Genomic DNA, 26157 nt, shown 5'->3' on the forward strand with positions numbered 1-26157 from the left:
TGAGCCTCAGACCAGTAGGTATATGAACCATGCAGGCTAGTGAAATAGTAAAGATCTAACAAGCAATCCGAACCAAAATAACCTTAACTCCTGCTTTGGGAGTTGAGGCAATACATTCTGTGTGACACTTAAAGGTATGTTATTGGCTCATACAGAAACAACCTGTGGATTTGCTGAAATGTTTTCTTTCAATTAAAAAGAGAGCATACTTATATTTACAAATGCGCTCTGTTTTCAACCTGAAGCAGGTGCTCGAACAATAGGTTTCAGCTCTCAGTCAAGGAAATAATTGATGACACAACATTCTTTTAAAGTAGATACACGACTAGCATTTTTATTAAGTGAAAATTACAGATCTCCTGAAAAAGCTTTAAAAGAATTGATAGATAACGCTTGGGATGCAGAAGCAACAAAAGTTTGCGTAACATTGCCAGAGCTCTTATCTGATGATCCAATTATTGTTCAAGACAATGGTTCGGGGATGACTATAAATGAATTGCAAAGTGAATATTTAAATATTGCCAGAAACCGGAGAGACCGCAATGGCGACTTTTCTCCAAATCTGCGCAGGCGAGTGAAGGGGAGAAAAGGAATAGGTAAATTTGCTGGCTTGATGATTACATCATCAATGAGACTAGAAACATGGGCCAGGAATAAGTACTCAGCATTTTCGTTCGACAAAAGCTTATTAGAAAGGTATGAGGGGTTACCCGATATGCCGCTAGAGATTGAAGAGTCGGATAGTACTACACACTCAGGTACTTGTATCACATTGTCGCATCTGAATCAGAGTCTAAGATACCCAACGGCTCAAAAATTAAAGCAAATTTTGCTGGCTGAGTATGGACGAGAAAGTAATTTCGATATTTTTGTAAATGGGAAGGAGTTAGGTGTCGATGATCTTCAAGGAGAGTATAAAGAAGAGAAGATATTGCTAGGAAAGAGTAAGGCAACGTTGCGCTGCACGGTTACCGATCAAAAACGAAAATTAAGAAAGCCAGGGATATCTGTTCGGATAAATGGAAAAGTAATCGGGGATCCAATATTTTTTGGGTTAGATAAAAGTGACGATATCCCCAAAAAGCTACTTGAAAAGCTATATGGTGAAGTAGACCTAGAAGGGAATGATGACGATATTACAGCTGATTGGGGGGCCTTGATAGAGGGAAGCCAAACTGAAAAAGAGCTAACTGAGGCCCTTCAACCTCTCCTCCAAGCACAATTAAAAAGTGTCTATGGACAAGAAATGCATTTGGCCCAAGCTAGGCTACGCAAAAAAGCATTGGAACGTATATCAAAGCTACCGGAAAATAGGCGTGACTTCGCAGATAAAGCAATCAAAAAAGTGCTTGATCGATTCTATCAGGAGCCTGAGAGTAAGTTAGAGCCTGTAGTGAACGTTTTATTAGATGCTTTAGAGCATAGTGATTATAGAGCGGTCATTGAGCACATTAATGCTGCACGGAACTCGGAGGTTTCTCGCTTTGCTGAGGCGTTAGAAGAGTTTGGTTTTGTTGAAATGGCGTCAGTAGCTGAGCAAGCTGCACATCGTCTATCTTTTTTGGATTATTTAGAAGAAATATGTTTGAGATCTGAAACTCTTGAAAGTCATGTTCATAAGGCCATTGAGGGAAATCTCTGGATGTTCGGTGTTGAGCACAGTTTATTTAGTTCAAATACTACGTTGAAACGCCAGGTTGAAGAGTACTTGGGGAAAAAATATATTGGAGATAGGGCCGATAGGCGACCAGATTTATTTTTAACTCAAAACCATAATGGTGAGAGATTGCTTATTGAATTTAAAAGGCCAAGTCACAGCCTTACTTTTGCTGATTACCAGCAAGCAACAGCTTATAGAAATGACTTTCATCAGAATGGGATTGATCAGCAAATTAATGTAATTCTGATTGGCGGACGTTTGGGAGGAGATTTACCGACGCAAGAGCGTAGGGAGCCACATGTTAAAGTCATGTGCTTTTCAGACATAATATCTTCAGCAAGACGACAGTACCAGTGGTTGCTTGAAGGCAGGTTATAAAAGAAGGGCTTTATAAAAATGCCTTGGACAAAAGAACACCTTACTTGGTTTCACTATACAGGCGCAAACGTTTCTATATTAGCTAGCTCGAACTTTCCAAGGGGCTAGTAACGCTTTCAGTCTGTCTTTTTCTGAACTGCCTTTGGTCGAGAACCTGAACAGAGGTAGCTGAGTTTTGTTAAAAATACTGTTTTTAATTGCGTCTCTGTCAAGCTGGAGCGGATTTAAGTCGTGAAAGGTATATCCATCAACTTCTATCGCTAACACTGGCTGCATGTCCATGGTGTTGTAGACGATAAAGTCGACATGACTGGAAGGGTGCTGGATGAACTCAGCCTCTCGGTTTGTAAAGTGCTCGAACTTGCTGAACAAAAATGACAGCGGATAGTCTTTTTTATACGCTAAGCACGAATAATCACCCGTATTGAGTAACTCGTCTATCAATGCTGACATTAAATCTTGGGATAAAAACTCCGAGCTTCTCCTTACACGGGTCATCAATGCGTTGAGCTTCTCTGAGTACTCGCTGTATAGACAATCGAATATTGAAACAACAGAACTTTCGTAGATAACCTGTGATTCCGATTGATATTCGATGTAACGCATCAAGTCACCAATATTTGTGCCACTCTCTTTAACAAGGCTCTGCGATGAAACGAAGGTCAGTCGGTTTTTTGCTCTCGACACAGTGACATTGATTAATTCAGGTTGATCAATATGCTTATTTATTTTGTTGGCGGTAGTGCTGAAAATGATAGTGTCTTTCTCACGACCTTGAAATTTGTGAACCGTATCAGCATCTATGCCTCTTTGCCCAAAATGATCGTTGCATTTGTTAGCCTGCGGACGGTAGGGGGTGATAACGCCAATATCCTCTGAAGATGTATGTGCCAGCTCAACGGGCAAAACCTCTTGCTCTATAACGTCAATTTCTCTTTGGTTTATTAGGCCCTTACTGTTTAAAGCAGGTGCGGCATGGTTTCCTTTTTCTGTTTTGACGATTTGAAATGGTTCAGTGATACCATCAGTCATAACAATGAGTTCACCGTTATAAAATTTTTGGTTACAAAACTCGATAATTCTAGGATGGCAGCGATAGTGCTCTTTAAGCAGAGTTGTCGGGCTTAATGGAAACAATTTAATCAGGCTTGCTAACAAACTGTTCCGTTTGTAATTGTATGGTGATGTTTCTCCATACAAATGCTCAATATCAACTTGTCGCTTTTCTTTTGCGATATGAGGAAGCTGCTTTGTATCACCTACAACAACCATGTTCTTAGCACAGCACATAGCTAAAAAGCCTGACAGTAAATTCACTTGTGAGGCTTCATCGACGATCAGGACGTCAAACAATACGGCGTCAGGCTTATTTGACATTAATGAATCAGTCGTACTCAAAGTGACAGGGAATTGGGTCACAAAATCTTGATAGTCACGTTTATTGTAACTATTAGCATTGGTTTCTTTAAATTCTGTATCTGAGTACTTTTCAGCGACAAAAGACTTGAATAGCTTCATGGACAGGTCAGTTTGCCTTTCTAACAGCGTATCAAATCCCTCGCTATCAAGCTGCTGCTGCAATACCCTTATTACCTGTTCAGTCTCTTCAATTTTTGTTTGGTAAAAGGTACTTACAAGACGCCTGAATACACTTAGGTCAAACTCACTGAGCTCCTCAAACTTGTATATTCGATACTTGACTAGCCACTTTAATTTGGTCTTCCAAGTCAGAGAACCTAGTTGTGAGTGGTATTCAAAGTCTGCCATAAATTTAAGTACTTCAGGAGTCTGCCATCTTTGAAATATCGATAGCCTATCTAACTCGAAAGGCGTAGTGTCAAAACTCTTATTGAAATACCGCTTTTCTAACGCCAACTTATCTAAGTACGACTTCTCTTTTGCAAGCTGGTTTTTGCTCTCTAAAAGCTGTGTTATCCGCATATCCAGCTTGACTAATGATTGTGTTGTAGAAGCTTGCTCAGAGGGCAATAATTGCCAGTCAGACATATCTGGCTTATTGGGCAGACTACTAAAGAATGACGTGACATTTTTCTTGCTCCCAAGTGTAGCTGCCAAAAAACCAAGATTTGACTTTTCTAGCTTCTCGAAAACATTTGCTACGGCGGAGTTATTTCCTGCTGCGACTGCTACAGACTTACCTTGCATAACTAAATTGGCTATCAGGTTCAGAATAGTCTGCGTTTTGCCCGTACCTGGAGGCCCCTGGATTAAACTCAGTTGCGAACTTAAAGCTCTCTTTAATGCTGTGCGTTGAGAGAGGTTAACGCCGAATGGAAAAATCAGTGTCTCATTGTGCTCTATAGTAGCTGGTGTGGAGTTGTCTATAAATCTTGCCGCTATTGATTCATCGGAGATCAAACGAAGCTTTTTTGAATAGTAATAATGTAAGTGTTTAGATTCTTTTTCTTCTTGCTTAAGCTCTGCAAGCTTTGAATAGTAATCAACAATTCCCAAAGCATTGGGCGACTGAAGGATATTTTTCACGAAGGAAACTGCTCCTATCGGGTAATACTTTTTCTTGCCATTTTCAAATATGCAAAAGTGCTCAGAGAACCTCAAAACCTCATATGTGCCCGTACTCAGAGGCATGTTATGAACGAAAATCTCACATCCACTGGTATCTACTTCGACGGGGTTGCGGAACACTTTTATTTTTGAGTGACCATACCGATATGTCCCATTTCCAAACTCGACTTTGAAGCCTCCACGGTAAGGTTCAAGAGATTTGATATTTTTTGTCTTATCAATCCACCTTCCTTGATACAAAGTAAGAATTAGTACCTTATGTTCATCCACGTTATTTGCAATCCTTGAGCCTAAAATGAGCAATTCGCATTCTAAGTTAACTCAAAAAAAATAACACTTTATTTTCAAGATGTAGGAAAGTAGTGGTGATTCATTTAGCATGTACTTGGCTGTCTTTGTTTCTATCAATGAGAGCTCTTACCTGATATGCGTATATTAGCTTACAGTTCTAGTGTTAGGTACATATCTTTGATCTCATCGGGGATGATGCCAAGGTAGTCCAGGGTTTGGGCTTCGGTCGCGTGGCGAAATGCACGCATTAGTAGTGCTACTGACACATGGTTTTCAACACGTTGGTGGTAACCCCATGTCTTCCTGAGCGTATGCGAACCAAAATTACCATTGAGTTTTGCATGCTCGCACCAGCTTTTAACTAGCCGATTTAACGCAGGTACAGTGAGTGGTTTCCTCAGCCTTCGGAATGACACAAACAAAGGGGCGGAGGGATCTAAGCGGTCTGGGTGGTGTTCTAGCCAGCTTTGTATTGCGGTGATGGCTGAGGTGTTTAACGTGATTGGGCGGTACTGTTTGTTTTTGGATTGTTTAAGCTCTAAATAATCACCCACTTGCAGATGTACGACTTGCCCTATGGTGAGTGATAGTAACTCATTGGCCCTATAGGCCGTGTTGATGCCTAGGGTAAATAAGCAAAGGTTTCTGGGTTGATGTTTTAAGTGTGCTTTGATGGTGTTGATTGCTTGTCGTGTTCGGATGGGCTGAACTTTGATCGAAGAGCCCCGCTTAGGGTGGTTGTTGTTGTTACTTTTGGGCATTAGCAGTCTTTTAAAACATCTCAAATTTTTGAGCTTGTTAACTTTTATTTGAAAGTTGGCATAATCCATTTTCCCGTTACGTATAAATAGATTAGCAAGGATTCAACAGGCTGTAAGTGTGGTGAGACGCACCATTAAACCCTTGCTGAGTACGCAGTTATTATACCTTTATCAACTTTCAAATATAAATTAAAGAAGTTTTTGTTATATGTAGCCCTGTCCGTTGGAGTAAGCTTTCAGGCTGTTGCTGCTGGAATGACGAACGCTGAGTTTTTAGAGCTTGATAATTCTTATAAAAAGTTTTGGATTCAAGGCGCGATGTATGCGCTTGGGCATGTCGCGGCCGCCAAAAGTAAAGAGACTGGAAAATGCGTTATTGATTGGTACTTTGGAGACAAGCGAGCTGAGCGCAACAGTCTAATTTTAGCGAGTATGGAAAAATATCCGTCTTCATATCCGAGTGCAATATTTATCGCCCTTACTGAGAGGGAATGCGGCACCTATCACAAATAATTTGAACAAGCCTTAACATAGGTCAGTCAGATTTGAAAATTGGGACATAATCAAATCTGACATCCGTAAATGTGCCATAAGATGTTAACACCATAAGATAAGAAAACGTTAAAAGTGCCGTACTTTGCCGTAAAGTAGCACCTTGTTTTGTATTTATTTATGCGTCCATTGCTTTCTCCACCAAGCTCCTTATCGTCTGATTCTCTAGTTTTGCAGCAATAGGTGAAATATTGTCTTGGTTTTCTCGCCAATGCATTCCGTCGTTATAAATAACTCCCAACAAATAGAAATATTCAGGGACTGAAACTCCATGGCTTTCTGCACGAGAAAGCTTATCTCGTGTTTTAAACGTACTAAGAAACTCTTGTTTGTGCGCTTGGTCTGCAAGAAGCCCATAAGCACGCTTTTCAACTGAAATCCTTACAGCACAACAAACAGCTAATGGATCGAAGTTCTCGCCATCCTTAAGGTATTTTCTGGCTTCTTCTTCAATGAAGCTATAGAAATTATTGCCTTCCCCCCAAGTTGCTCTTAAGCCAAGTGCATTAAATTCTGCTCGTTTATTAATTTCACCATTATTAAAGTGTAATAAATATTTTGAAACTTCATCTTTAATTGAAGGTTCATTTCTTTTTCTTAATAATTTAACCATTGCGGAATTAGGCTCAATATTTCGCTTGTCCAGGTAGTAAACTTTTTGCTTGCTAAAAGCGAAGTTTTTGAAGTAATACGGGTTTAGATGAGTCAAAATTAGAGGGTATAAACGACGTCCTTCATATTTGAACTGATCGATCAACTTAGTTATGTAATACTGAACGGCGACTAAGTTTGCATCATCTAAATAGTCAAAAACCTCATCAATAACAAGAATGCAGTTGTTTCCAGTTAACTTTTTTTGAGCCCGATAGAGTAATGCAACAAAAGTGATTACATCTCTTTGACCGTTTGAAATATGGGTGGTTTTTGGAAATTCAACTATTAATTTCCTCCCTGATTCTTTAGGTGCAATCCTGCACCATGAGCTATTAAAAGCTTTTAGAATTTCTTTGTATTCATTTTTCTCTAGCTTATAACCACTGTATTTCTGTGCTTTTTTGAACTTTGCTTTATCTTGCCTGTAGACACTATGCAACTGCAAACCTATCAAAAAAGATGATACGGAGTCAGTTACACCCAAGTTAGAATTCAATATTGTGTTTGATATTTCATTGAGTGGTTCAATTCCGGATAAGTAATCGAGCTTATTATTGGAAATCCACTTTAAAATATGTTCTGTAGTGCCGTTTTGAGCGTTTACATCGAAGATGAAATTGTCGATTTTCCTCTGATTTCTTACCTGAGACATTCTGTCAAATAAATGTAATTTATCTCCAAGACTACTAATAAATTCCAGGTTTTCTAAGTGAGAAGATATATTTTGAAGGATTTTTCCGTTGCAACCAAAACTAGTTTTTTGAATTCGATGTGAATATTCGAATGTCTCTCGTGCCGGAGTCGTCTCTATAAGTATAACAGGGTCCACTGATATAGATGCACTTACAGCTGTGCGACCACCAAAATTTCGTCCAACACCTTTAGCTTTAATTTGGCTGTTAATAACAAACCATGAAAAGTGTTCTGAAATTGTATTATGAGTATCATCAGCCTCCAGTGTAAAAATTGTATTTTCTGAATTTTCGTATTCAATTGTCAACTTTGACGCTAAAGCTGGATCACTCCTGTGATGATGATCTTCATGAACCGAAAGCTTGTTGGTCTTCAAACTATTAAATGCAGTTGCAAACGAGCTTTTACCAAACCCATTTGGAGCAACCAACAAGCTAGGCTTATTAGCCAATATATTTAATTCAAAATTTCGATTTGAAATGCCTTTAACATGTTCAATCGTAATCTTCTTTATGGTCATTTCTGTTCTATCCCCCTAAACCTATTTCAGCGCAATATCTATGAATGACGTCGTAAATCATCAGCAATTTGGAACAATGCAAGACCTGCCCATTTGTGGTACGAGAGAAGGTTCCGAAAGATTGTCTGTGTGAATTAGCCTTGTTAGCTGTTTATATTTCGTACCCAGCACCTCGAAGCTCCGTATCTAGCTGCTCTTTCCAGCTGCCAGCCGCATCCATAGCTACATATACCACTCCGCTAATATCATTAGGAGTTTCTACCGAACCCTTTACTAGAGCTGCCACCCTTTCTCTTGATAGTTTTGCTATTAGATAACCGTGCTCAAATACTACATTTTGCCGAGCACGCCACTTATAGATAAGGGTATCCCGTTTTGCCCCAACGTCACATTCCGTATATAAAACGATTCCAAACCCAACGTTACTGTAGTGATCTATTTTTTCTATAATTGTTCTTCCGCCGCTTGCCTGTAAATGCAGAATTATTGGCTCAAGGCCCTTAGATTTAACATAGGTCTGAACGTCGTTCTTAGCGTGCTCATCATGTTGTAACTCCCCCATAAACTGAAACAGTTCATAAGTAGAATTTCTATCAATATAAGAAGGAAATTTTACGATGCGAAAAAGTAAGTTCACTGAAACACAGATCGTCGGCATGATCAAAGAAGCTGAATCAGGTGTGCCTGTACCGGAAATATGCCGTAAACATGGTGTTGGTCAAAGTACATTTTATAAGTGGCGTTCTAAATATGGTGGGATGGAAGCCTCTGATGTAAAACGTTTAAAAGAGCTTGAAGATGAAAATCGCAAGCTAAAAGATATGTTTGCGACTCTCAGTTTAAAACACTCAATGCTCGAGGAAATCATCTCAAAAAAGCTGTAAAAACGAGTAGACGCAGAGCTTGGGTCGAGCATTTATGTGCGAGATTTGAGGTAAGTGTTGCATTTGCTTGTGACGTAGCTGGTTTGAGTCGCAGTGTTTATTACTATAAATGCAAGCGACCGTCGGATGATGATGTGATTGATTCTTTGCTGACGCTTGTTGAGCGGCATCCTAGATGGGGTATGCCTAAGCTGTTTAAACGACTTAGACATCAAGGCAAAGTATGGAATAAAAAGCGTGTTGAGCGAGTATATAACATGCTCAAGCTTAACCTTAGACGAAAAGGAAAACGCCGTGTACCAACACGCACACCAAAGCCGTTAAGCGCACCGGGAAAACATAATGAGTCGTGGTCGATGGATTTTATGAGCGATGCGCTCAGCTACGGACATCGTTTTAGAACACTGAATGTGCTGGATGATTACAACCGTCAAGCGTTAGCCATTGAGGTTGATACAAGCCTCACGGCTGAGCGAGTTATCCGAGTCCTAGAACGGGTCATAGCATGGCGTGGAAAGCCAAAACAAATTCGAGTGGATAATGGTCCTGAGTTTACGTCAAATGCTTTAGATAGCGGGGCTGCAGAACAGTGCATAAAACTTGAGTTTATTGAACCAGGTAGTCCATATCAGAACGGTTTTGTTGAGCGATTTAATCGCAGCTATCGAGAAGAAGTGTTGGATTTATATCTGTTTGAGTCACTTCAGCAGGTTCGTGACATTACAGATGAATGGTTAGATATTTATAATTATGAACGGCCTCACGATGCACTAGGAGACCAAACTCCAATGAGCTATCTTGAGGCAGCATAATTCTACTAATGGGCTGTACTAAAATTGGGGCAGTTACACTATGTACCTCTATCGATACATTCAGGAAACAAAAAAGCCAGTTAAAGAAGTTCTCTAACTGGCTGTTTTATAACACTTAATGTGGTGGAGCTGGGGGGATTTGAACCCCCGTCCAGAAAGCGTCGACCCTCGGTCCTACATGTTTAGTATCGTCTATTGGTTAACCTTTAAGTCTCGGACGAACACGATAAGTAAAGGCGAGGCCGCTTATATTTAGCCCTTCAACCCCGGCCAGGGTTTCCGTAGCGATCTTATGTAGGGTGACACTCCAAATCCAGAACCACAAGCATTTCTTGGAGGAGTGCTAGCGGGCTTATTATGCCGCTAGAGCGTAGTTATCGTCGTTTGCGATTACTTTAAATGCGGCTTTTTTACGAGGCCAACCGCCCCTCGACATGCACCTCAGGCTTCATGAATCCTGTCGAATCCTAATCAGCCCCTGAAATCTTTCATTCAGTACATAACAGTTTACTTTTAATTCTAAGTTAAGCTGTTATTTTCGGGCATTGTAGCCCTAATATATTGGCTTAGCAATAGTTTTTATGGCTTTTGTGTGACGGTTACGGTTAGTTGCTGATTAACTAACCGGTTTGTTTGTAAAGTATCCTGAACTATGTCCGTTCATGCCATTAATGTAGTGCATGCTGTTTAAATCGACTGTGCCAATCTACTTGGTTAAGTTGTGAAAGCTGCTCGTCGCTTAATATTTGCGTCAAACGTTTGGTTTTTAGTTGGTTAAGGCTCTGGATTTGTGCGGTAAAGTCTGCAAATGTGGGGTAAGCGTCGGTATCAGCAATGACGTAGGCAGCTTCTACAAAGTTGTCTCGTAAAATTGAGAACACTTGCTGTTGCTGGCTTTGTGTCAATGTATTGCTTTTGACTAAATGCTTGACCATCATGGTGGCTTTTTTATCAGAGTCAGCGTGTAAAGTGGGTAAATACTTATCTTGCCACTGGGTTCTGCCTGTTAAAAACTCTTTTTCTACTCTGTCTTCATCTGAAAGTGTTGCTTGATTTGTGTTTGGCTTTTGAGTTTTAGTGATTTTTTGGTCAGTAAAAGCGTGTTGTGATTGCTCTAGTGTAAGTAGACGATTTTGTATATCTTCCAGCTCTACATCTAAATTTGATTCGGATGGGCTCTGCTTCTGTGGTTTTAATGCTAACTGCGTCTCAAGGTGTGCGATCCGCTCTGAGAGGGCGGTTAACTCAAGCTGCGCTGCAACATTGGCAAGCAACAATATAAACGTTAATAAAATAAATAAATATTGGGTTTTAGAGTTTGTCATATTCATTTCCTAAAAGGCATCAGCTAAATTGCACTGATGCCAGACTGAGTCTATTTACCGTAGCCTTCCTCTTTTTCATAAACGTAACCGCCAGTTGAAGTTGCATTAAGCATTTCAACTACATCGGCAGTATAAAAATGGTTAACCAGTTCACTGTTAAAACCACGATAGATAGTTTTAGCTTGAGAGTGAGTGGTATATCCCTCAGTGCTTTCGTACTCATAGCCTAAAGACTTGATATTAAGTGCTTCGTTTACATCTGACGTGTAAAAGTGATTTCCACCAGGCCCTGCATTTGGGTTATGCATGCGATAAAATGCTTTGTTAGCATCGCTATCGTCATAGCTAACTAAAATGACAGCTGGGCCTTCATAGGTAAAGCCCCCAGAGCCTACTGCATTAAGCATTTCAGTCACGTTGGTTGTGTAAAAGTGATTACCATGTTTGTAAGCACGGTATAGTGTTTTGTCAGCAGCTAAAGTTGATAGGCTGGTTGTGGCTAATAGTGCGCTTAATAATAAGGCGACTTTTTTAGTTTTTCTTTCCATCTTCATTCCTTGTATTTATAAAATAGGCGTTAAAGCCACAATAATTGTAACATTTAATTTCATTTATTAATATTTAATTTACATTTGGGTGGGTGTTAGGTATTTAAGTCATTGATGGTAAATATAGTTTTGCAGTGCTTTCATTTGGTATTCAGCTAGAATTAGGTATTAACTTTTATTACTTAGTCTTTTGAAAATACCTTTGGAGCCTAAATAATGATTGAAAAAAGTAAGTTTGTTGGTTGCTTCAAGGGGCTTGCGATTGGTGATGCGTTGGCGGCTTCTTATGAAGGGGGTCCAGTAGAGCGGCTTTTATGGCGCTTTTTAGGGCGAACTAAAACAGGTCAAAGAAGGTATACAGATGATACGCAAATGTCTATTGATATTGCACAGTCATTTTTAACTCAAAAACACATGGATCAAACGCATCTCGCACACACATTTGCTCAAAGCTATAGGTGGTCTCGAGGGTATGGCCCAAGCGCAGCTTCTTTGCTTAAAGGTATCAAAAGCGGGCAATCATGGGAGAGTCTCAATCGAAAAAAATTCGCGCAAGGTTCTATGGGCAATGGGGCTGCTATGCGAGCGCCAATCGCAGCTTTATGTTGTCTAGGTTGCGAAGATACTTTAAGTGATTATGTACACAAAAGTGCAGAGATCACGCATGCCCACCCCGAAGCGATAGAAGGAGCTTTGCTGATAGCAAATGCAACGCGTTTGTCGTTAAAAGATGTGGAAAGCATTGGTATTTTACAGGCTTTGTGTGCGGGTGCCGTAGCACCTATATATAAATTTAGACTGAGTAAGTGCTTGGATTATGTTGTAAGTGGTAAGGCGTTACCTATGCAATTTATTAAGACAGAGTTTGGCAATGGCATGCTCGCGAGTGAGTCTTGCATTACAGCACTTTATTTTGCTTTTACATATAGAAGGCAATCATTTTCTGACATGGTGCAAGCGATTTGTGATTTAGGAGGTGATGCTGACACCATAGCCGCAATGGCATGCGCTATTTGGGGAGCATGCAATGGTGGATTGTCGATGATAGAGTATGATAACCGCATAGAAAATTTAGCCTTAGTTGAGCAGTTAGCAGGTCAAATCTACCTTCATTATCAGGATCGCATCGGATAATTAAACTCTTTGTATTAATTATTCAAAAAATCACAAATATACTATTAAAGTTCAATTGAACAACACGCCAGTCATACATCTCTTTTTAGCTGCATTATATTCTAGGGCAAGAGCATGAAAAATTACTTGCTATTCAATACCTTTTCTAGATAGCACTCGTTTCTCGCTGCTTTTAGCTGTTTAGCGCGCACACCTTTGCTAAAGGATGTTTCTTTCTTTAATAAATTCAATGCAATATGCCTTACACCAGCAAACACTTCCGCAGCACCGTCACGGCGTATACGGCAGCCATCTTCATTCATTGCCACATCCAAACACCAATGAAGCCTGTTCTCAATATGCCAATGCGCTCGTGTGGCCTCAGCTAGTTTTTTCGCGCTCAAGTTTGCTGAACTTATGTAATATCGATATGTTAATTCGCCTTGCTTTTGATTATTCGGTTTACGATAAGACACTATCACGCCTACACTTTGTAAATTGGCCCAGCTCGCACTCGCGGGAATTAGGGCCATATCATGACAGACAACAGCCGCTCGAAACTCTTCTCGACCTCGTTGATAATCGACTTCATTTAATAGACTATCTGATGCTATTTGGCGTGATATTTCTGGCTGTAAAAGTTGTTTTACTTGTTCAAATAAGTTGCCCTGATTGGCTTTGAGTGCCAGCAAATAGTCTGCTTCTTTTTCTACAATTTGCTTTGCAATTTCCTTTTGGCAGCCCATTGCATCAATGGTCACTATACAACCTTTTAGCTCAAGCAGCTGAAGCAACTCTGGGATAGCTGTGATTTCATTGGACTTCGAGTCGGTCTTACATTGACCTAACGTCACGCCATTTTCACAGGCAAACGCACTAACAATGTGGATAGCATCTTTTCTATCAGGTTGTTTAAACGAACCTTTTAGCCTTTTTCCATCAATGGCAACCACACTACCGTCTGTAAGCTCGCTACAGCTTTGCATCCATTGAGAGAAACTGGCTTGAAATTGGGTCATATCGATGCGGCTTATAACCCTAGCAATCGTGTCGTGCCGAGGCACGCCGTTAATTAAGGGTATAAATTTACGTAACCAAGATAGTTTGTCATGGGCAAAATCTTCAATTTCTTCCCAACCTTGGCAACCTACGATTACGGCACTGATAGTTAGAAACAGAATATCGGATAATGGATGTTGCACTTTGCCTTGCTGGCGTGGGTCATCAATGGAAGAGAAATGTTCGAACAATGTATTGGCTGACATAATTGGGCTGCTTAATTTGAAAAGTAGTATAAGATCATAAATTTATGTCAAGGTAAAGTTCATGATCTTGCCCTGCATTATATTCGCGTTTAATAGGCATTAATTGATCTTGTTAGCTATTTTTTGGTGTTTAAACTGCTGAAGTTATTTCAATAAATACTTCTATTACCACTAATAATTGAGTCCTTTTTTTGCGCTTTGTAAAGTGGGACTACATCAATTGAAAAAGCCACGATAATGCTGTGGCTTGGTTAGCTTTCTAGGCGATTATTGGCAATAGCGGCTGTAGCATGTGCCTTGCGAGCAACACGCGAGGGTGTTGCCAAAGCAATTAGTCCAGCCTGAGTTACAGCCTCCTGCTACATTGGGTGTTTGTGCGCCAGATAATTCTTGTTTGTTTTGGCTTAGATCTTTAATGCGTTTCTTATCTAATGTCAGTTTCATAAAGCTTCCTTTTATTCAAACTTGTTGATGATATGATTCACTTTCTGTACATGTGTGTACAGAAAGTTTTTCGAGCATATGTATTAATTAATATTAAAGCTATTGAAAATTTATCATGTTTAATGGATTAAAAACTCTAACTTTCTGTGTGGCGTGTTTTTTAGTTTTTTTGCTAAACGGTTGTTTGGTCAATTTTTTACCTAAAAAAGGTTCGTGATTTGTTTATTTTTATTATTGTGGTATGCGAAAATAAAAGCAGTATATGCCTGCAATGGTCAAGGTATAAATGATCGAGTTAAATCGATGATAAAGTGAGCGTTTTGAAATCTATCGTTGATAAACTTTTTATTTGGCATGTACTTTATTTCAATCTAAAAGGAAGAATATGAATTTAATGTCAGCATTGCTACTCGCTGCGTCTACTTTACCTTATGCTGCAAAAGCGGCACAAACCGATGAGGATTTAATTGGAAAGGTTATCGATGCAGTTCCGATAGAGAAGTCCGCCGCAGTATTTCCAAGGTTAGCTGCTGATCGCGGAAGAGAAGGGTGGGTACAATTAAGTTATGTCATCAATGAGAAAGGCGAAGTTGAATCACCAGTTATAGAACATTCGTCAGGACATGCTTCATTTGAGCGTTCAGCACTTAAGGCGGTGAATCAATGGAAATTTAAGCCTGCGTTGCAAAATGGTAAACCAGTTAAGCAATGTAAAAACCAAGTTCAAATGTCATTTTATCTCCAAGATGCGCCTCGTAGTGTTTCCTCTTCATTTTTGAACCGTTATAAAAAGATCGGTAAAAAAATTGATAGCAATGATTTGGAATCAATCCCTGAGTTATTTGGTGAAATGCGAGAACGGAAGCTTAAAAACTTTACTGAAGATACATATTACTGGGTAGCAAAAGCGCGTTATTATGCTGCTACTGGAGATAAATATCGCGAGCTGCATGCGATCATAAGAGTTATAAAAGCTAGAAAAGGGTATATCCCCGATGATATGTTTATTGCTTTTTTGAGTCGAGCAACCGTTTTAAACCTAGAGCATAATCTGCTCTTTTATGCACTACATACATTTGAGCGCTTGGCTGAATTTCCTGATGCACAAGCGTCGATTAACAAGTTAAAGCCATTTATCGATAAAGCCCGCGCCTTAATAAAAGACGACAGTAAAACGATTTGGGTCAAAGGGAAAATCAAGCGCTCTTTGTGGAGCCATAAATTGGTAAGAAACGCATTTACGATTGCTGATATCAATGGCAGCTTATCTTCTTTGGAAGTCAGATGTAAAAATCAATTCTCATCGTATGATGTAAAGCCTGGATTGAAGTGGAATATCCCGAAAAATTGGCAAGGCTGCCAGGTGTACGTGTACGGAGACAAAGGTGCGTCATTTCACTTAGTCGAAACACCACATGGAGAAGAGGTCTAGTTAGTTAAAATGGCGTGTGGTCAAGTTTGTATGCACACGCCGTTCAATTCTACTTATGTTCAAACTATTGTGCGTTTTTAAGAGCAATAGTGACAAAACAGCAACTGGGGACACTTTTTCTTCCACTCAATTGGTCATACTGCGCGCTAGTAGTACTTAGGAGCGCGTTATGTCCAATCAAAATTCTATATCACTGTTTTCAGTAGTACGATTAAGCCCAATAAAGGTGGCGATAACTTGGTTAATGGTAATAGCAGAAAATATCCTGCTTATTTTACTTCCTTTATTAATTGGCTATGCCATTGATGGTGTGCTGTCAAAAGACTTTCTGCCGTTAGTGGTCTTTGCCGCTTGTTTATTTGGTTTGGTGGTCGTGAGCGTGATACGCCGATTTTACGACACACGGGTATATGGGGGCATTCGCGTTAAGTTGGCCGAGACGGTTGCGCATAATTTACGTGGCGCTGATATCTCTGCCAAAAATGCACGCCTTTTGATGTCCAGAGAACTGGTGGATTTTTTAGAAAATGATTTACCCGCATTGATGACTGCGGGGATCCAACTGGTTTCAATTGTGATCATACTCGCGACATTTCATAGCTATTTTGCTTTGAATGTATTAGCGGCCAGCTGTGCCATGTTGATGGTGTACGGATTTTGTCACGATACTTTTAAACGTCTTAACGGCAAGTTGAACGACCAAACAGAGCAGCAGGTGCATATTTTAAGTCACAAGCCTTTTGCCGCTCTAAGCGCCCACCTAGAAAAACTTAAAAAGCATGAAATTGCACTCTCTGATACCGAGGCACTGGTATATGGCTTGATATTTTCACTGCTGTTTGTTTCAGTACTTGGCAATTTATGGTTGGTGAATATGTTGCCAAACCCTTCCACAGGCGATGTATTTTCGATTCTTACCTATTCACTGGAATTTGTTGATACAGCAATCATGTTGCCCGTAACACTGCAGGTACTGTCCCGTTTAGATGAAATTACACAGCGCTTAAATCGAAACGAATTGGCACTCAATGATAAGGAAGCAAGCTATGAAGTATAAAATAATAATGGCGATATCGGCAGGGCTATTTTCGATATTTGTCGCACTGGTGATTGTTGAACAATTGGCTGTTGAAGCAAGGCCTACCGTTGTCAAAAAACCAGTGAAACAATCAGTTTCAACAGTGACCGTTGTGGCAAAGGCACATCATCCTGAAGTGACACTCATAGGCAATACAAGGGCGCGTTTTTTGACGCAATTGAAAGTAACCAGTGATGGTCAGCTAGCTTGGCTAGATACGCACTTGGAACCAGGTAACTTAATTAAAGCGCAGACGCTGTTAGCCAAATTGGATATGACGCATCTAAAGTCTGAATTGGCAGAGGCAAAAAGTCATGTTGAACATGCCAAACTTGAATTAGAGCGTCAGCTGCATGAGCAGTCGGTGGCACTGAGTATGCTGTCGCCGAATAATCAAAGTCCATTCGCCAAAAGAGAGCCACAAGTCGCAGCGGCAAAATCAGACTTAACACAAGCAAAGCAAGCACTTAAAAGTACTGAAAAGCGAGTGCAAGAAGCAAAAGTGAGTGCGCCTTTTGATGCCGTTATTTTATCAAGGTTTGTGAGTCCAAATGATTGGTTAAGCGCAGGGGAGGCTTTGTTTGAAGTGGCAGCAAGCGACAGCATAGATGTGATTGTGCCGGTGTCCGAGCCTGTTTGGCAAACACTACAAGGCAAGCTGAAAGATAAAAAAATAACAATGCATGTCACAGATCGTGCTAATAAACAGTGGCCGGCCTCGCTCAGGTATGTTGCGCCCAATTTGGACGTAACCACTCGGCAGCGCCAAGTCGTGTTGCAGGTCGCCAATCCTTATGAACAACCTACTGCGCTTTTGCCAAATCAACCAGTGCAGGTGAGCATGGCATTTTCAGAGCCTGTTTTATCTTATCAAGTGCCGCAAAGCGCAGTGACGAGAGACGGATATGTTTGGACGCTAGGTATTGATAATACGTTACAAAAAGAAGCCATTGAGGTGCTTTCTAAAAGCTCAAGTGCTGTGCATATTCGCTTCGAAAAAAGCAGTGTCAATGCCAAGCAAGTGGTTGTGTATCCTTTACTTAGCATGATAATTGGTACACTTGTTGAGCCGATATCACAGGATATGCAATTAGCAGACAGCACAGGTGCAGGGGAGGTGTCTGATGAACTGGCTCACTAAATGGTTTATTGATAATACGGTTGCGGCAAACTTGTTGATGTTTGCCATTATTGCCAGTGGCGTTTTAGCACTCGGGCAACTGCGGGTTGAGTCTTTTCCGCAAATCCCGGCTTCGACGATTTCAGTGTCTGTGTCGTACCCAGGTGGCAGTGCTGAGCAAATTGATGCGGGGATCACCCAGCGCGTTGAAGAGGCCATTAGCGGTATAGCTGGTGTGAAACAAGTGGTGAGTGAATCCAGTGCAGGGAGCTCAACGGTGAGCATTCGTAAAACACCGGATACGGATATCGAACAGCTATTGAGTGAAGTGCGTAATCGGGTCAATGCCATTGTGGGGTTTCCGACATTGGCAGAAAGACCGATTGTAAGTAAAGACGAGTTTACTAATTTAGCGGCGTTTGTGATTGTCTCTGCGCCCAGAGCTAATACGGATTTACAGCCGATTGCCAGACAAATCGAAGTGGCATTGAAAAAACAATCAGATATTTCATCTGTTGATAACTGGGGCAGTCGCAGTCCGCAATTGGTGGTTGAACCAGATCCAATAAAACTTGCTCAGCTTGGCTTGTCACTGGAAAGTGTTGCGATGGCGATAGAGCAGGCTTCTATAGAAACCAGAACCGGAGAGCTTGAAAGCCAAAGTGGTCGCTTATTGCTGCGTGGTGATGGGTATGCCGATAGCACTGAATTATTAAAAAATATCCCCGTTGTGGCGAATGCGCAGGGTACGGTTAAATTATCTGATATCGCGCAGGTATATCGCGACTTTGCCCAAACCAGTTCGATTGTGCGTAACAACGGAGAAAATGCCATTGCGCTGCTGGTCAGTACCAGTCAGTCAGATAACTTGTTGCATGTGAGCAAAGCGGTCAATGACACGCTTGAACAAATGCGTAAGCACCTACCGGCTGATGTGCAGCTAAGCACCATGGCTGATATGGCTCCGTATATAGAAGATCAATTATTCAGATTAGGTCACAACGCATGGCAAGGGCTGCTCATTGTGATTGTATTACTTGGTATTTTTTTAGACTTAAAATTGGCATTTTGGGTATCTGCGGGTATTCCAGTCGCGCTATTTGGTACTTTGGGTGCATTGCAGCTGACCGATCACAGTATTAATGACATTACCTTATTTGGCTTTATTTTAGTCTTGGGTATTTTAGTCGATGATGCGGTGGTTGTCGGAGAAGCTATTCATGAAAAGCGGGGAGTACATAAAAACAGTCAACTTGCTGCATTTAAAGGCGTACAGTCGGTGTCGGTGGCGACCATATTTGGCGCTTTGACGACCATCGCTGCGTTTTCTCCTATGCTTTGGATAAACAATGATTTGGCCAAGCTATTAGCAGGCTTTTCAGTGGTGGTTATCCTCGCTTTGCTGTTTTCACTGATAGAGAGCAAGTTTATTTTACCTGCTCACCTGAGCACTTCGACCACGCGTCAATCCAAAAACGGGTCGTTGGTTAGTTGGGTGCAAATGCAAGCTCAGAGCTTTTTACTTACCTTAAAAAGCAAGGCTTACCAACCAGCTCTTAGCTTTGCAATGAAATATAAAATAGCCAGTTTATTGTTCTTCTGTGCGTTTATTACATTAGCCTATGGCATGTGGTCCACAGGAACGATTCGAAGCGCGGTTTTTCCGGAGATACCTGGGCGTTACATTACCGCTAAGGTGTCATTGCAAGATGGCGCGCCTTTACCACTACAAGCGAACGCGTTAAACCAATTAGAGCGCGCTGCGACGCAAATATCAGATGTCATTCAAGCAGAGCACAGACTCGAGCAGACGCCATTTGTGAATGCATTAGCTTGGTCTGATGGTTATGGCGATATTGAAATTACTTTGGAGCTTTCTAATGAAGCGCTCAGTGCAGTCCCCAGTCATGAGTTAACCGATAGCTGGCGTTTGCAAACTGGTGCCATCGAGGGGGCCGATTCAGTGCAATTTTCGGCATCGGAAGCACCTGCAGGTGGGACGTTTGTGTCGATTATTGCGCCTGAAAAAGCGCAAGCTCAGCAAGTGAGTGCTCTGCTATCTGATGCATTGGCTTTGCAGTCGGGTGTATCAGATATTTATGACGACGCCAGTGGCGGGCAGTGGCAAGTCCGTATCAAGTTAAATGATTATGGCCAGCAATTAGGAATTACTCAGCATCACATTGCTCAATTTACCGGAGATGCATTTGGTCACAGAGAAATACACCGATTGCTAGATCAAGGCCAAGAGACCAAGGTCATAGTGCGGTATGCACAGCAAGAGCGGCAAAGTATCGAGCAGTTAAAGCACAGCATATTGACACTAGAGTCAGGACATAGCGTGCGATTAGCAGATATCGCCACGCTGAGTTTTGAGCAAGTGCCAGAGACGATTTATCGACGAGAGGGCGAGGAAGTCGTCAATGTATATTGGAAGCAAAACAGGCATATCCAATCGCCAGAAGAGGTGATGTCAAATTTACAATCAGAGATTAGTCATCTGGAGCAAGCGTATCCAAGTGTAAAAATAAAAGCCGGTGGAGAGTTTGAAGAGATATCAGAGGTATCTAAAGGGTTTAAATCCGCCATTTGGATGACAGTGATCCTCATTTATATTTTATTGGCAATTCCGCTTAAATCTTATTGGCAGCCTTTGATCATTATGGCGGTGATCCCATTTGGTTTTGCTGGGGCTATTTTTGGGCATTACATTATGGACCTGCCAATTAGTTTATTGTCGATGTTTGGCATGATGGCGATGACGGGTATAGTGATCAATGACTCGTTGGTATTGATCACCCGCTTTAACTATTTATACCGAACTGGCACACCATTGAATGAGGCTTTAATTCAAGCTGGATTAAGCCGTTTTCGAGCCATATTCCTTACCACAGTGACGACGGTATGTGGTTTGCTGCCACTGTTGTTTGAACAAGCGGAGCAGGCGCAATATTTAAAACCAGCGGCGGTGTCATTGATTTTTGGAGAGTTGTTTGCAACCTTGGTGACCTTGGTATTGATCCCGATATTGCTTGGGCTGTTTTGTCGCAAACAGCCTAAAGTACAGGTGACTGAGTTATTGCAGCAAGGTACCTAGTTACAATTGCTTACACGGTGAGATTTGCTTTTCCTTGAAGAGCGCGAGATAGTTGCGGCATTCGTCACAATTATCTTGCTTATGTCTGATCAAAAACCAACGCCGTTTGTGTTAGTGCCAGAGTATGCGTTGCTCGACGCTTTGCCTGAAAACGTGCAAACTCGTTTTGCTACTGCTTTGACGTTAATGCATGAAGACTTATCCTCAGGGTTAAGTTGGGAGCAAATCGCGACACAAAGTGCCATTTCTCCTTTTCATTTTCACCGCCAGTTTACTGAGCTATTTAATGAAACGCCGGGGCAATATTTGAGCCGTTTACGCTTGCAATATGTGGTGCATTATCTCTTTGCTGAGCAAGATTATAAGGTCATTGATATTGCTCATGAGTGTGGGTTTTCGTCATCTCAGTCACTGGGTAAAGCGCTTAAAAAAGCCATCGGATTAACCGCAAAACAAGTGAGGGCGCTGGGCGTCAGTGGCACCCCTCGTCAAACGGCTGAAATCATTGGCAAGCTTGCTCACCCCGCTGAGCAGGGCACGATTGAAAACAAGCTTGCAGCCAAGTTGCCTTGTGAACTGGTGTGGTATCCGCAAAGGGGAATGAAGTATTTGCCGCATGTGAGTAACGACTGGGATACGATTTTTGATACCTTTGGTGAGAAGTCGACGCGGATCATGGCGACGACGCCAATCAACCAATTAGAAAAGAGCTGGCAAGATATCGAAACCCATATTGGCGATTGGCAAGCCTCTGCATCTGAGCACACGCGAACCGTGGCTGAAGGGCACTATTTTTGCTGTGATGTGTATGTGGTGTCTGATGCGGGATACGCCGCTGCGCTGGAGCAGTTATTTAATATCATCGAGTCTCAAGGCTATCAATTGGATGAAAAGGGGCATTTGGTTGAAATCATTCGTGATATCGAAATGACAGACACAGGTGGGGTAACGTTTTCATTTCAAGTACCTGTAAAGGTGTAAAGCCGCAAAGGGTTATCTGACAGCGATTGAGAAATGGGTGCAATGCAAGTAACATGGCGAAAACTTTAAAATAATAAAAATTTTTATGAGACAAAGCCTTAGAGATAAAATCATTCAAGTGTGTGAACAGAAAATTGAGAAAAAAGGAGAGGACGTCGGGGTATCATTTTATGCTTTCTTTGCGAACAAAAATAGCGATCCCGAGCTATTGATGGAAGCGGCAACATGGTGGATCCAAACGCACCAATTAGATCATTTTGAAAAAGCACTGAAAATAAAAGAGATGGTGCAGCAGGGCGTCTAATATGCCCTCAGTTAACTTGGTGGGTTAAGTGCTCTTTTAGGGTACTTGGTTAAGTTAAAGTATGAATTTCACCCACAACTCTGCTGTTCGGGGTTAAAAGCCAACTTTATTTACTGATATTTGCAATTAACCCAAGACTAATGGCACGAAAAAGAAGATAATTGCACAGTTAAGATAATTTTTTGCTGTTGGGGCGCGTTTCCGAGCAGCTGCACAAAACTGTGGAAGAATTCAATGGAAATTAAAGTTAATTTTCTCGACAACCTTAGACTTGAAGCTAAGTTTGACGATTTTAGTGTCATTGCCGATCAGCCGATCCGTTATAAAGGTGATGGTTCTGCACCGAGCCCATTCGATTATTTCTTAGCTTCATCAGCACTTTGTGCGGCTTATTTTGTGAAGGTTTACTGCGTATCTCGTGATATCCCGACAGACGGCATTCGTGTATCGCAAAACAACATCGTTGACCCAGAAAACCGCTACAATCAAATCTTTAAGATTCAGGTTGAGCTTCCTGAGAGCATTTCTGAAAAAGACAGAAAGGGCATCCTACGTTCAATCGACCGTTGTACGGTGAAAAAGGTAATTCAAACGGGCCCTGATTTTCAAATTGAAGATGTTGAAAGCTTAGACGATGATGCGCAAGCTATGTTGATGGTGAATCCTGAGCAAGATGCTAATACATTCATTCTTGGTAAAGATCTGCCATTAGAGCAAACGATTGCCAATATGACGGGTATTTTATCTGATTTGGGTATGAAGATTGAAGTGGCGTCATGGCGCAACATCGTGCCAAATGTGTGGTCACTGCATATCAGAGATGCGGCGTCGCAAATGTGTTTCACCAACGGTAAAGGTGCGACGAAAGAAAGCGCGCTTTGCTCTGCACTGGGTGAATTTATCGAGCGTTTGAACTGTAACTTCTTCTACAATGACCAATTCTTCGGTGAAGAAATCGCAAACAGCGACTTTGTACACTATCCAAATGAAAAGTGGTTTAAGCCGGGTCCAAGCGATGAATTACCGAGCGAGATTTTGGACGAATACACGCGCGATGTGTATGACGCAGAGGGCGAATTGAAGGGCTCAAACCTGATAGATACAAACTCTGGTAATGTTGAGCGTGGTATTTGCTCAATTCCATATACGCGTCACTCTGATGGTGAAACGGTTTACTTCCCGTCAAACCTAATTGAAAACATGTTCTTAAGTAACGGTATGAGTGCGGGCAACAATATGGCAGAAGCCAAGGTACAGTGTTTGTCTGAAATCTTTGAGCGTGCAGTTAAAAAGCAAATCATAGAACAAGAAATTGTATTACCAGATGTACCTGAAGAGGTGCTTGCTAAATACCCAGGTATCGTAGACGGTATCAAGGGGCTTGAAGCGCAAGGCTTCCCAGTAGTGGTCAAAGATGCGTCATTAGGGGGTCAGTTCCCAGTGATGTGTGTGACGCTGATGAATCCAAAAACAGGGGGCGTATTTGCATCATTTGGTGCACATCCAAGTTTAGAAGTTGCACTGGAGCGCAGTTTAACAGAGCTACTGCAGGGTCGTAGTTTCGAGGGCTTAAACGATGTACCTCGTCCAACTTTTAACAGCATGGCAGTCTCTGAGCCAGAAAACTTTGTTGAGCACTTTATTGATTCAACCGGTGTGATCTCATGGCGCTTCTTTAGTGCGAAGAAAGACTATGACTTTGTGGAGTGGGATTTCTCTGGCACAAACGAAGATGAGTGTGACAAGCTATTTGGAATCTTAAAAGACCTTGGTAAAGAAGCGTATATTGCTGAATTTACAGATTTAGGTGTGGCTTGCCGTATTCTAGTCCCTGGCTATTCGGAAGTGTACCCAGCTGAAGACCTTATTTGGGATAACACCAATAAAGCACTTCAGTACCGTGAAGATATTCTTAACTTACACCGACTGTCTGATGAAGAGTTGGCGAATTTGGTGAATCGTTTAGAAGAAAGTCAGCTAGATAACTACACAGATATAATCACTTTGATCGGTATTGAGTTTGACGAAAATACAGTCTGGGGTCAGCTTACTATCCTTGAGCTGAAATTACTGATTTATTTGGCGCTAGGTGATTTAGAAGAAACTATGGACTTGGTTGAGTCTTTCCTGCAATACAACGACAACACCGTTGAGCGTGGACTCTTCTATCAAGCGATGCACACAGTGCTTGAAATCGCCTTAGACGAAGAACTAGAGATTGAAGACTATATTCATAACCTGACTCGCATGTTTGGACAAGAAAACATGGATAACGTGATTGGTTCAATCAATGGTGACGTGAAGTTTTACGGTTTAACAGAAACAAACATGCAATTAGAAGGGCTAGATAAGCACCTTAAACTGATTGAAAGCTATACAAAACTGCACAAAGCGCGTGCAGCCATCGCAGCGAAAAAATAAGCTAAATATTAAAAGCCCTAACTCAGTTTAGGGCTTTTACATCTCATCTTTAGCCATAGTCTTATCTACTTTTATTCAGTATTAGTCTGTGCTTTTTCACTGACCATTTCATCTGTTGCAATAGCAGTTCATTTTACCTAGTCATTTGATTAAGATAGACAGTATGTTGAAGCTTACAGATTAAAAGGGATGTGAATGATTAAGCCAAAGCCGTTACAAAAAGGCAGTAATATTGCCGTCTTGGCACCGTCCGCAGGGCTGTCTTGTGTTTTTCCGCATATCTATCAAATGGGAATTAAAAACCTCACTGAAATGGGGTTTAATATCCTTGAGTACCCGACGACTAAAATGAGTGCCAAAGACGTTTTTGAGAACCCAAAAGCCCGAGCGGAAGATATTAATCGCGCCTTCGCAGATGATAATGTGCACGGCATTATTTCATTGATTGGTGGAGAAGACTCTGCGCGTATACTGAAGTATTTAGACCCAGAGATCATTCAAGCTAATCCCAAGTTATTTATGGGGTATTCTGACTTTACTGCGGTGTCAGTGTTTTTGAACCAGTTAGGTTTAGTAACATTCAATGGACCGTCCGTTATGGCGGGATTTGCTCAACTACACAATCTGTCTGACGAGTATCGAGCTTACGTTAAAGCATTTTTGCATGGTGAACTGGTGGACACAATCTTGCCAACATTTGTGCACTTTTATGATGGGTACCCAGATTGGTCAGACGTTTCTACAGCTGGTCAACTAAACCCAATACAAAAGAATGTTGGGCCAAGGTTTTTTGTTGGTAATTTGGCTGATACAGACAAAGTGTCTGGGCAGCTCTTTGGTGGCTGTATTGAAGTACTCGAAATGTTAAAAGGTACACAGTTTTGGCCTGCAGCTGATTTCTGGCAAGGCAAAGTGTTATTTCTAGAGACCTCTCAAGAGAAACCTTCCCTTGATTATGTGAAATATTGGCTTCGTAATTATGGTGTGATGGGTGTATTTGAACAATTATCTGGGTTATTGGTCGGTCGTGCTCGGGATTACAATGCAGATGAAAAAGCTCAGCTGGATGAGGTGATTTTGTCTGTTGTTCGAGATGAGTTTGAGTGTCATAGCTTGCCGATTGTCACCAATTTAGACTTTGGACATACAGATCCTCAGGTGATTTTACCGCTGGGTTGTGATTTGCAGATTGATGTAAAAGCCAAGCAAATTAAATTATTGGGAAGTGCGTTTAATTCTTAAATCGTACTTCACTAACCGTAGTAAAATAGTCTAAA

20 protein-coding genes and 1 other RNA gene are annotated in these 26157 nt (G+C 41.3%); 12 read left to right on the forward strand and 9 right to left on the reverse strand.

Features of this window, described 5'->3' with window-relative positions:
• Nucleotides 1–292: 292 nt before the first annotated feature.
• Nucleotides 293–2038 (forward strand): ATP-binding protein, encoded by a 1746-nt coding sequence (locus S4054249_RS08340; protein ID WP_046357317.1) that lies wholly within the window; start codon nucleotides 293–295, stop codon nucleotides 2036–2038.
• Between the two features lie 78 nt (nucleotides 2039–2116).
• Here the strand turns inward: S4054249_RS08340 and S4054249_RS08345 are convergent, their stop codons facing one another.
• Entirely contained in the window at nucleotides 2117–4855 is a 2739-nt protein-coding gene (locus tag S4054249_RS08345) for an AAA domain-containing protein (protein ID WP_052961057.1), read from the reverse strand.
• A 170-nt stretch (nucleotides 4856–5025) separates the two neighbouring features.
• Nucleotides 5026–5637: a tyrosine-type recombinase/integrase gene (locus tag S4054249_RS08350; RefSeq protein WP_046357330.1), complete on the reverse strand. Its 612-nt coding sequence runs from the start codon at nucleotides 5635–5637 to the stop codon at nucleotides 5026–5028.
• A gap of 201 nt (nucleotides 5638–5838) precedes the next feature.
• Between S4054249_RS08350 and S4054249_RS08355 the strand changes: the two genes are divergently transcribed.
• Nucleotides 5839–6150: a hypothetical protein gene (locus S4054249_RS08355; protein WP_046357318.1), complete on the forward strand. Its 312-nt coding sequence runs from the start codon at nucleotides 5839–5841 to the stop codon at nucleotides 6148–6150.
• A gap of 157 nt (nucleotides 6151–6307) precedes the next feature.
• Here S4054249_RS08355 and S4054249_RS08360 read toward each other — a convergent pair whose 3' ends face one another.
• Together S4054249_RS08360 and S4054249_RS08365 are read right to left on the reverse strand one after the other, a co-directional pair.
• A complete protein-coding gene (locus tag S4054249_RS08360) occupies nucleotides 6308–8056 on the reverse strand; it encodes a hypothetical protein (protein ID WP_046357319.1) in 1749 nt (582 codons plus the stop codon).
• Nucleotides 8057–8207: 151 nt separating this feature from the next.
• Nucleotides 8208–8693, reverse strand: a complete 486-nt coding sequence (locus S4054249_RS08365; RefSeq protein WP_230851820.1) for a TIR domain-containing protein — start codon at nucleotides 8691–8693, stop codon at nucleotides 8208–8210.
• On the opposite strand from S4054249_RS08365, the gene S4054249_RS08375 reads away from it, so the two are divergent.
• Nucleotides 8674–9752, forward strand: a protein-coding gene (locus S4054249_RS08375; RefSeq protein WP_145924997.1) for an IS3 family transposase whose coding sequence is annotated in 2 segments (ribosomal slippage) — nucleotides 8674–8926 and nucleotides 8926–9752 — 1080 coding nt in all. Because the reading frame shifts where the segments join, the coding sequence is not laid out codon by codon here. The genes S4054249_RS08365 and S4054249_RS08375 overlap by 20 nt on opposite strands.
• A 121-nt stretch (nucleotides 9753–9873) precedes the next feature.
• Here the strand turns inward: S4054249_RS08375 and ssrA are convergent.
• From ssrA to S4054249_RS08390, 3 genes are all read right to left on the reverse strand, one after another.
• Nucleotides 9874–10231, reverse strand: a transfer-messenger RNA (tmRNA) gene (gene ssrA, locus S4054249_RS08380).
• 189 nt (nucleotides 10232–10420) lie between these two features.
• Complete coding sequence (locus tag S4054249_RS08385; protein WP_046354839.1) at nucleotides 10421–11077, reverse strand: hypothetical protein; 657 nt, start codon at nucleotides 11075–11077, stop codon at nucleotides 10421–10423.
• A 50-nt stretch (nucleotides 11078–11127) separates the two neighbouring features.
• Entirely contained in the window at nucleotides 11128–11625 is a 498-nt protein-coding gene (locus S4054249_RS08390) for a hypothetical protein (RefSeq protein WP_046354838.1), read from the reverse strand.
• Between the two features lie 216 nt (nucleotides 11626–11841).
• On the opposite strand from S4054249_RS08390, the gene S4054249_RS08395 reads away from it, so the two are divergent.
• The gene (locus tag S4054249_RS08395) at nucleotides 11842–12759 is read left to right on the forward strand and encodes an ADP-ribosylglycohydrolase family protein (RefSeq protein ID WP_046354837.1); all 918 of its coding nucleotides are present in this window, start codon (nucleotides 11842–11844) and stop codon (nucleotides 12757–12759) included.
• A gap of 122 nt (nucleotides 12760–12881) precedes the next feature.
• Here the strand turns inward: S4054249_RS08395 and S4054249_RS08400 are convergent, their stop codons facing one another.
• Together S4054249_RS08400 and S4054249_RS26535 are read right to left on the reverse strand one after the other, a co-directional pair.
• Nucleotides 12882–14003, reverse strand: a complete 1122-nt coding sequence (locus S4054249_RS08400) for an ISAs1 family transposase (RefSeq protein WP_069949061.1) — start codon at nucleotides 14001–14003, stop codon at nucleotides 12882–12884.
• 267 nt (nucleotides 14004–14270) lie between these two features.
• Complete coding sequence (locus tag S4054249_RS26535; protein ID WP_155401323.1) at nucleotides 14271–14447, reverse strand: hypothetical protein; 177 nt, start codon at nucleotides 14445–14447, stop codon at nucleotides 14271–14273.
• Between the two features lie 385 nt (nucleotides 14448–14832).
• On the opposite strand from S4054249_RS26535, the gene S4054249_RS08405 reads away from it, so the two are divergent.
• The 8 genes from S4054249_RS08405 (at nucleotide 14833) to S4054249_RS08440 (ending at nucleotide 26122) form a co-directional block, all read left to right on the forward strand.
• Nucleotides 14833–15879, forward strand: a complete 1047-nt coding sequence (locus S4054249_RS08405; protein ID WP_046354049.1) for an energy transducer TonB — start codon at nucleotides 14833–14835, stop codon at nucleotides 15877–15879.
• 169 nt (nucleotides 15880–16048) lie between these two features.
• Nucleotides 16049–16936, forward strand: coding sequence for an ABC transporter six-transmembrane domain-containing protein (locus S4054249_RS08410; protein WP_046354048.1), 888 nt, complete (start codon nucleotides 16049–16051; stop codon nucleotides 16934–16936).
• A complete protein-coding gene (locus S4054249_RS08415; protein WP_046354047.1) occupies nucleotides 16926–18098 on the forward strand; it encodes an efflux RND transporter periplasmic adaptor subunit in 1173 nt (390 codons plus the stop codon). Before S4054249_RS08410 ends, S4054249_RS08415 begins: the two co-directional genes overlap by 11 nt.
• Nucleotides 18082–21174 carry an efflux RND transporter permease subunit gene (locus S4054249_RS08420; protein WP_046354046.1) on the forward strand — a complete coding sequence of 1031 codons (3093 nt, stop codon included), beginning with the start codon at nucleotides 18082–18084 and terminating at the stop codon, nucleotides 21172–21174. Before S4054249_RS08415 ends, S4054249_RS08420 begins: the two co-directional genes overlap by 17 nt.
• An 81-nt stretch (nucleotides 21175–21255) precedes the next feature.
• Nucleotides 21256–22155, forward strand: coding sequence for a helix-turn-helix transcriptional regulator (locus tag S4054249_RS08425; protein WP_046354060.1), 900 nt, complete (start codon nucleotides 21256–21258; stop codon nucleotides 22153–22155).
• 85 nt (nucleotides 22156–22240) lie between these two features.
• On the forward strand, nucleotides 22241–22459 hold the full coding sequence (locus S4054249_RS08430; protein WP_046354045.1) for a DUF6500 family protein: 219 nt from the start codon (nucleotides 22241–22243) through the stop codon (nucleotides 22457–22459).
• 234 nt (nucleotides 22460–22693) lie between these two features.
• Nucleotides 22694–24880 carry an OsmC domain/YcaO domain-containing protein gene (locus S4054249_RS08435; protein WP_046354044.1) on the forward strand — a complete coding sequence of 729 codons (2187 nt, stop codon included), beginning with the start codon at nucleotides 22694–22696 and terminating at the stop codon, nucleotides 24878–24880.
• Between the two features lie 195 nt (nucleotides 24881–25075).
• Nucleotides 25076–26122, forward strand: coding sequence for a S66 family peptidase (locus S4054249_RS08440; RefSeq protein ID WP_046354043.1), 1047 nt, complete (start codon nucleotides 25076–25078; stop codon nucleotides 26120–26122).
• The last annotated feature ends 35 nt before the right edge of the window (nucleotides 26123–26157 follow it).

Origin of the sequence: Pseudoalteromonas luteoviolacea (genome assembly GCF_001750165.1) — a bacterium.
GTDB classification, from domain to species: Bacteria; Pseudomonadota; Gammaproteobacteria; order Enterobacterales; family Alteromonadaceae; genus Pseudoalteromonas; species Pseudoalteromonas luteoviolacea_G.

Bases quoted from the DNA above. Each gene is read 5' to 3' on its own strand.
- S4054249_RS08340 (WP_046357317.1), top strand. From the start codon at position 293: ATGACACAACATTCTTTTAAAGTAGATACACGACTAGCATTTTTATTA.
- S4054249_RS08350 (WP_046357330.1), bottom strand. From the start codon at position 5,637: ATGCCCAAAAGTAACAACAACAACCACCCTAAGCGGGGCTCTTCGATC.
- S4054249_RS08360 (WP_046357319.1), bottom strand. From the start codon at position 8,056: ATGACCATAAAGAAGATTACGATTGAACATGTTAAAGGCATTTCAAAT.
- S4054249_RS08385 (WP_046354839.1), bottom strand. From the start codon at position 11,077: ATGACAAACTCTAAAACCCAATATTTATTTATTTTATTAACGTTTATA.
- S4054249_RS08390 (WP_046354838.1), bottom strand. From the start codon at position 11,625: ATGGAAAGAAAAACTAAAAAAGTCGCCTTATTATTAAGCGCACTATTA.
- S4054249_RS08395 (WP_046354837.1), top strand. From the start codon at position 11,842: ATGATTGAAAAAAGTAAGTTTGTTGGTTGCTTCAAGGGGCTTGCGATT.
- S4054249_RS08400 (WP_069949061.1), bottom strand. From the start codon at position 14,003: ATGTCAGCCAATACATTGTTCGAACATTTCTCTTCCATTGATGACCCA.
- S4054249_RS26535 (WP_155401323.1), bottom strand. From the start codon at position 14,447: ATGAAACTGACATTAGATAAGAAACGCATTAAAGATCTAAGCCAAAAC.
- S4054249_RS08405 (WP_046354049.1), top strand. From the start codon at position 14,833: ATGAATTTAATGTCAGCATTGCTACTCGCTGCGTCTACTTTACCTTAT.
- S4054249_RS08410 (WP_046354048.1), top strand. From the start codon at position 16,049: ATGTCCAATCAAAATTCTATATCACTGTTTTCAGTAGTACGATTAAGC.
- S4054249_RS08415 (WP_046354047.1), top strand. From the start codon at position 16,926: ATGAAGTATAAAATAATAATGGCGATATCGGCAGGGCTATTTTCGATA.
- S4054249_RS08420 (WP_046354046.1), top strand. From the start codon at position 18,082: ATGAACTGGCTCACTAAATGGTTTATTGATAATACGGTTGCGGCAAAC.
- S4054249_RS08425 (WP_046354060.1), top strand. From the start codon at position 21,256: ATGTCTGATCAAAAACCAACGCCGTTTGTGTTAGTGCCAGAGTATGCG.
- S4054249_RS08430 (WP_046354045.1), top strand. From the start codon at position 22,241: ATGAGACAAAGCCTTAGAGATAAAATCATTCAAGTGTGTGAACAGAAA.
- S4054249_RS08435 (WP_046354044.1), top strand. From the start codon at position 22,694: ATGGAAATTAAAGTTAATTTTCTCGACAACCTTAGACTTGAAGCTAAG.
- S4054249_RS08440 (WP_046354043.1), top strand. From the start codon at position 25,076: ATGATTAAGCCAAAGCCGTTACAAAAAGGCAGTAATATTGCCGTCTTG.